This is a genomic window from Acidovorax sp. (genome assembly GCF_046291265.1).
Classification (GTDB): domain Bacteria; phylum Pseudomonadota; class Gammaproteobacteria; order Burkholderiales; family Burkholderiaceae_C; genus Acidovorax.
Genome location: NZ_JBKBTV010000119.1, coordinates 1 through 5,942, shown reverse-complemented (window position 1 = coordinate 5,942; position 5,942 = coordinate 1). Strand labels below are relative to the sequence as shown.

Genomic DNA, 5,942 nt, shown 5'->3' with positions numbered 1-5,942 from the left:
GGCTCAGCCAGAACGGTTGGAGTGGTGCCCTGGCTTCGACAAGCTCAGCCCGAACGGTCGGGGGTGGTACTCAGACTTCGTCAGACTCAGCCACCCACCACCGCCCGCCCAATCTCCCCCGCGTGCGACACCACAAACAACACCAGCCCGATCAACCCACCCACCACCGTGCCGTTGATGCGTATGTACTGCAGGTCTTTACCGATGTTCAGCTCAATCAGCTGCGTCATCTCCTCGGTATCCCAGCGCCGCACTGTGTCCTCAATATGCTGCGCAACAAACGCCGACACATCCGGCGCCAGGCCCTCGACCCACCGCTCCAGCCTGTCATTGAACGACTGTCGCAACGCCGCATCGCCCGCCAGCGAATCGCCCAGCCACAACCCCAGCTTGCCCACCTGCCGCGCCAGTACCGAATCCGCATCGGCCAGATCGCGCTGCAGCGCTCCGCGCAGGTCCAGCCACAAGGTTTGCACATAGCCCGCCACCGTGGCATCGGTCTGCAGCCAAGTGCGGATTTCTTCGCCCTTGCGCGCCCACTCAGGGTCGTTCTGCAAGCGGTCGATAAACCGCTGCACCACCCCATCGAACTGCGCGCGCAACGCGTGCTGCGGGTTGGCCGCCACATCGGCCATCACGCTCTCCAGCGCGCGCGCCAGCAGGGCCGAGCCCTTGTCGCCCAGCCAGTCGCTGGGTAGCAACTTCTCGGTGCGCGGGTGGTCCTTCTTGAGCCAGGCCACGATGGTCTGCGCCACCCAGGCGCGGGTCTGCTCGTTTTGCAGCAGCTCGATGAGCTTGCCCAGCACATCGTCCAGCAGCGCCTGGTGGCGGCCGTTGTGCGTGAGGGTATCGAGCACCGCCGCCAGAGCGCGCGACATGTCCACCTGCCCGATCAGCGTGCGCGCCGCTTTCTGAATAAAGCGCTCCACCTGCGCGTCCTGCACCGTCTCCAGCGCGGCGGAGGCGAGGCGGGTGGCCTGGTGCCCCAGCAGCGCTGCGTTGCCGGGCGTCGTCAGCCACTGCGCCAGCCGCTCGGCCGGGTCGTGCCGACGGATCAGCGCCACCAGCGAGGGCACGTCCAGAAACTTGTCACGCACAAAGGTGGCCAGGTTGCGGCCAATGCGCGCCTGGTTGCGCGCAATGACCGCGGTGTGCGGAATGGGCAGGCCGAGCGGACGGCGGAACAGCGCCACCACAGCGAACCAGTCGGCCAGCGCCCCCACCATGGCAGCCTCGGCCATGGCCTTGATGCAATTGAGCAGCAGGCCGCGCTCCACCACGCTGGTAGCCACGAACACCGCCGTGACCAGCAGCAACAGGCCCAGGGCCTGCCGCTTGGCGCGCCGCAGGGCGCGTGCCGGGTCTTCGGTGTCTGAGGGGGGTGTCGGACTGCTATTCATGCCACCAAAGCGCGCGTGGGGCCGCCCAGCGCCGCGCCATCACGCACGTCAGGCCGCAGCCGCAATCTGGTCCAGCGCCTTCGACAAATGGCCCACGGTGCGGTCCACGTTGTGCCACTTTTCCAGGCCGAACAGGCCGATGCGGAAGGTCTTGAAGTCCGGGCCTTCGTCGCACTGCAGCGGCACGCCGGCGGCGGTCTGCAGGCCTACTTCCATGAACTTCTTGCCGTTCTGGATGCCGGGGTCGGTGGTGTAGCTCACCACCACGCCGGGGGCCTTGAATCCATCGGCCGCCACGCTGGGGAAGCCGCGCGATTCGAGCAGCGCGCGCACCTTGGCGCCCAGTTCGATCTGCTCGTCACGCACCTTGGCAAAGCCGTAGGCGCGCGTCTCTGCCATCACCTCGGCCAGGCGCACCAGCGCGTCGGTGGGCATGGTGGTGTGGTACGCGTGCTGGCCCTTTTCGTAGCCCTCGGCGATCTGCATCCACTTCTTGAGGTCGCACGAAAAACTGCTGCTCGTGGTGCCGTCGATCGCCTGGCGCGCACGCTCGCTGAGCATCACCATGGCGCAGCAGGGCGAGCCGCTCCAGCCCTTTTGCGGCGCGGAAATCAGCACATCCACGCCCGTGGCCTGCATGTCCACCCACATGGCGCCGGAGGCCACGCAGTCCAGCACGAACAGCGCGCCCACTTCGTGGGCCGCCGCCGTCACGGTGCGGAGGTAGTCGTCGGACAGGATGATGCCGCTGGCCGTCTCCACATGGGGCGCAAAAACCACCTTGGGCTTTTCGGCGCGGATGGTGGCTGCGACTTCGTCTGCCGGGCACGGCGCCCAGGGCGCCTGCGGGCCGCTGCCCTGCTGGCGCGCCTTGCACACCACCGAGCCGCCGCCCAGGCCTTTGTCGGCGTCGAAGATCTGCGTCCAGCGGTAGCTGAACCAGCCATTGCGCACGATGAGCACCTTTTCCTGGTTGGCGAACTGGCGCGCCACGGCCTCCATGCCGAAGGTGCCGCTGCCGGGCACCAGCACGGCGGTGTGGGCACCGTAGACTTCTTTCAGCGTGCCCAGAATGTCCTGCACCACGCCGGTGAAGCGCTTGGACATGTGGTTGAGCGCGCGGTCGGTGTAGACCACCGAAAATTCAAGCAAACCATCGGGATCGATATCGGGCAGCAGTCCGGGCATGGTGAAAAGTCTCCGTAGAAAGCAGGGTTTAGTGGCGCGCGCCGCTCAAAAATACGCGAGCTGAATCCTCCCTGCCGTTCAGGCTGAGCTTGTCGAAGCCCTGCGCGGCGCTTCGACAAGCTCAGCGTGAACGGTGGGGGTGGTTGGGAGCAATCTGGTATCCAGGATCGCACGCCGCCATGTCAAAAACCAGCTTAGCACGGGCTGCCCTGCCATCGCCGCCACTACCAAGTGTCAATGAACCGATGCCCCAGCGGCGCGACTTGCGCAGACGCTAGGCCCCGTGCCAGCCAGGCCCGCGTGTCGGCCGGGTCGATCACCGCATCGATCTCCAGCGTGGCCGCCATATGCATCGCCTCGCCATTGGCGTACGACTTGGCCAGCAGTTTGGCAAACAGTGCGTCGCGCTCGGCGCCTTCGGGCAGGGCCTCCAGCTCCTTGCGAAAGCCCAGGCGAACCGCGCCTTCGAGGCCCATGGCGCCGAACTCGCCCGTGGGCCAGGCGACAGTGAACATGGGCGCATGAAAGCCCCCGGCCGTCATGCCCATGGCGCCCAGGCCGTAGCCCTTGCGCAGCACCACGCTGAAGGTGGGCACACGCAGGCTGGCGGCGGTGACGAACAGGCGGCTCACGTGGCGCACCTGGGCCGTGGCCTCGACCTCGGGGCCGACCATGAAGCCGGGCGTGTCGACCAGGCTCACGATGGGCAGGCCATGCGCGTTGCACAGCTGCATGAAACGCGCTGCCTTGTCGGCCGCATCGGCGTCGATGGCGCCGCCCAGGTGTTGCGGGTTGTTGGCCAGGATGCCCACGGGGCGGCCTTCGATGCGCGCCAGCGCCGTGTGCAGCCCCAAGCCAAAGCCGGTGCGCAGCGGCAGCAGGCTGCCGTCGTCCACCAGGCCCGCCATCGCGGTGCGGGTGTCGTACACGCGCAGGCGGTTCTCGGGAACCACAGCGCGCAGCTGGCGCTGGTCGGGCGCGGACCATTGCGATGTACGGCCCTGGAAGAACGACAGGTAGTGGCGTGCCGCCTGCACCGCCCCGGCCTCGTCATCGACCAGCACGTCGATCACGCCGTTGGCATGCTGCACATGGCTCGGGCCGATCTGCTCGGGCTTGAAGACGCCCAGGCCGCCGCCTTCGATCATGGCCGGGCCGCCCATGCCGATGTTGCTGCTGCGCGTGGCGATGATCACGTCGCTGCAGCCCAGCAGGGCCGCGTTGCCCGCAAAGCAGCGCCCCGCGGCGATGCCGATCACCGGCACCTGGCCCGACAGCGCGGCGTAGCTGGCAAAGGTATGCACATGCAGACCCGCCACGATGGGCATGTCAGTGTCGCCCGGGCGGCCACCGCCGCCCTCGGCAAACAGCACCACGGGGAGCTTCTGCGCCAGGGCAATGCCCAGCATGCGGTCGGTCTTGGCGTGGTTGCGGGCGCCCTGGGTGCCGGCAAGCACGGTGGCGTCGTAGGACATGACCACCGCGCGGGATTTTTCGGGGCCGAACAGTGCGCCATTGATGCCGCCGATGCCCGTGACCATGCCATCGGCGGGCGTGTTGGCGATGAGGTCATCCAGGCTGCGGCGGCGCGTCTGCGCGGCGATGGCCAGCGCGCCGTATTCGATGAAGCTGCCGTCGTCGCACAGGTCGGCAATGTTTTCGCGCGCGGTGCGCCCGCCTTGGGCGTGGCGCTTGGCGATGGATTCGGGCCGCGCGGCGTCGAGCGTGAACGCGTGGCGGTCCAGCACGCGCTGCAGGTCGGGGCGGATGTGGTCCGGGTCCGTGGAGGCGCCGTCCTGCAGATCCGCCACGGCGGCGCTCTCCATCACGTCGAGCACCAGCAGCGGCTGCCCTTGCGACAGATAGGCACCGGGGACGGCCAGCAACGCGCCCACCCGCCCCGCATGCGGCGCCAGCAGCACGTGTTCCATCTTCATGGCCTCCAGCACGGCCAGCTCGGCGCCCGCGGCCACCACATCGCCCTCGGCCACGCTGAGCTGCGCCAGTCGCGCGGGGATGGGGGCCAGCACCGCGCCTTCGGGTGCGGGGACGTTGGAGTGTGTGGGCGACGATGATTTATGGTGTGTTTGACCTCTAGCGCGTAGTGGAGAAGCGCTGATAGCTACGTTTTCAGTAGCATTTATTAACTCCGGCAACACCGACTCCAGCCAGCGTGTGTGCACCTGCTGGCTGGTCATCTCGGGCCGCGCGGCCAGCGCCTGCAACAGCGCCAGATTGGTGGCCACGCCCTCGATGCGGCACTCGGCCAGCGCGCGCTGTGAGCGGCGCAGCACGTCGGCAAAACGCGGGCTGCGCGTGTGCACGATGAGCTTGGCGAGCAAGGGGTCGTAGTGCGGCGACGGAGTGGCACCGGCGGCGCCATGCGTGTCCACGCGAATGCCGGGGCCAGCAGGCACATCGAAGCGGCTGAGCGTGCCGCTACCAGGCACCGCGCCGCCCTGCGCATCCAGCGTTTCGGCGTTGATGCGCCACTGCATGGCAAAGCCCAACACGGCGGGTGGCGCATCGGGGTTCAGCCCCAGGTCGCGCAGGCTGTGGCCTGCGGCCAGGGCCAACTGCGTTTGCACCAGGTCCACCCCGGTGACCTCTTCGGTGATGGTGTGCTCCACCTGCAATCGGGGGTTGGCCTCGATAAAGACCCAAGGCAAATCCGGCGATGCCAGATCCACCAGAAACTCGAACGTGCCCAGGCCTTCATAAGCCACTTCGCGCGCCATGGCCAGCGCGGCGGCCGTGATGTGGTCGCGCAGGGCGGCGGGCAGCGACGGGCTGGGCACGATCTCCACCACTTTCTGAAAACGCCGCTGCACCGTGCATTCGCGCTCGCCCAGCGCCATCACCTCGCGGCCATCGCCCAGAACCTGCACCTCAATGTGGCGCGCGTTGAGCATGAGGCGCTCGACATACACGCCGTCCACCCCAAAGGCGGCCAGCGCTTCGCTGCGGCAGCGCGCAAAGGCGCCGGGCAGATCCTCCAGCGACTCCACGGCGCGCATGCCGCGCCCCCCGCCTCCGCCAATGGCCTTGATCACGATGCCTGCGCCGCCCTGTGTTCCTTGTTGTGTCTGCCAAAAGGCCTGGGCCTCTTCGAGCGTGACCGCAGTTTGTGTCCCCGGCATGAGCGGGACACCGCAACGCAGCGCCAGCGCGCGCGCCTGGGCCTTGTCGCCAAACAGCGCCAACTGCTCCGGCGTGGGGCCGATGAAGCGCAGGCCGGCAGCGGCGCAGGCGCGGGCAAAGTCGGCGCGCTCGCTCAAAAAACCGTAGCCAGGGTGCACGGCGTCACAGCCCTGGGCCTGCGCGATGGCAATCAGGCGCGCGCCGTCCAGGTAG

At 68.0% G+C, this 5,942-nt stretch carries 3 protein-coding genes; all 3 read right to left on the bottom strand.

All coding sequences use genetic code 11. The features are described from left to right. Positions 1-86 precede the first annotated feature (86 nt). Positions 87-1,400: a DUF445 domain-containing protein gene (locus tag ACK41V_RS23160; protein ID WP_409785958.1), complete on the bottom strand. Its 1,314-nt coding sequence runs from the start codon at positions 1,398-1,400 to the stop codon at positions 87-89. Positions 1,401-1,448: 48 nt separating this feature from the next. Continuing rightward, the gene (locus ACK41V_RS23155; RefSeq protein WP_409785956.1) at positions 1,449-2,588 is read right to left on the bottom strand and encodes an aminotransferase class V-fold PLP-dependent enzyme; all 1,140 of its coding nucleotides are present in this window, start codon (positions 2,586-2,588) and stop codon (positions 1,449-1,451) included. A gap of 224 nt (positions 2,589-2,812) precedes the next feature. Beyond that, the coding region (locus tag ACK41V_RS23150; protein WP_409785954.1) for a carboxyl transferase domain-containing protein at positions 2,813-5,942 on the bottom strand (3,130 nt) is incomplete at its 5' end.

What these genes read in the sequence shown, in the direction of transcription:
- ACK41V_RS23160 (WP_409785958.1), bottom strand. Translation starts at nt 1,400, where the DNA reads ATGAATAGCAGTCCGACACCCCCCTCAGACACCGAAGACCCGGCACGC.
- ACK41V_RS23155 (WP_409785956.1), bottom strand. Translation starts at nt 2,588, where the DNA reads ATGCCCGGACTGCTGCCCGATATCGATCCCGATGGTTTGCTTGAATTT.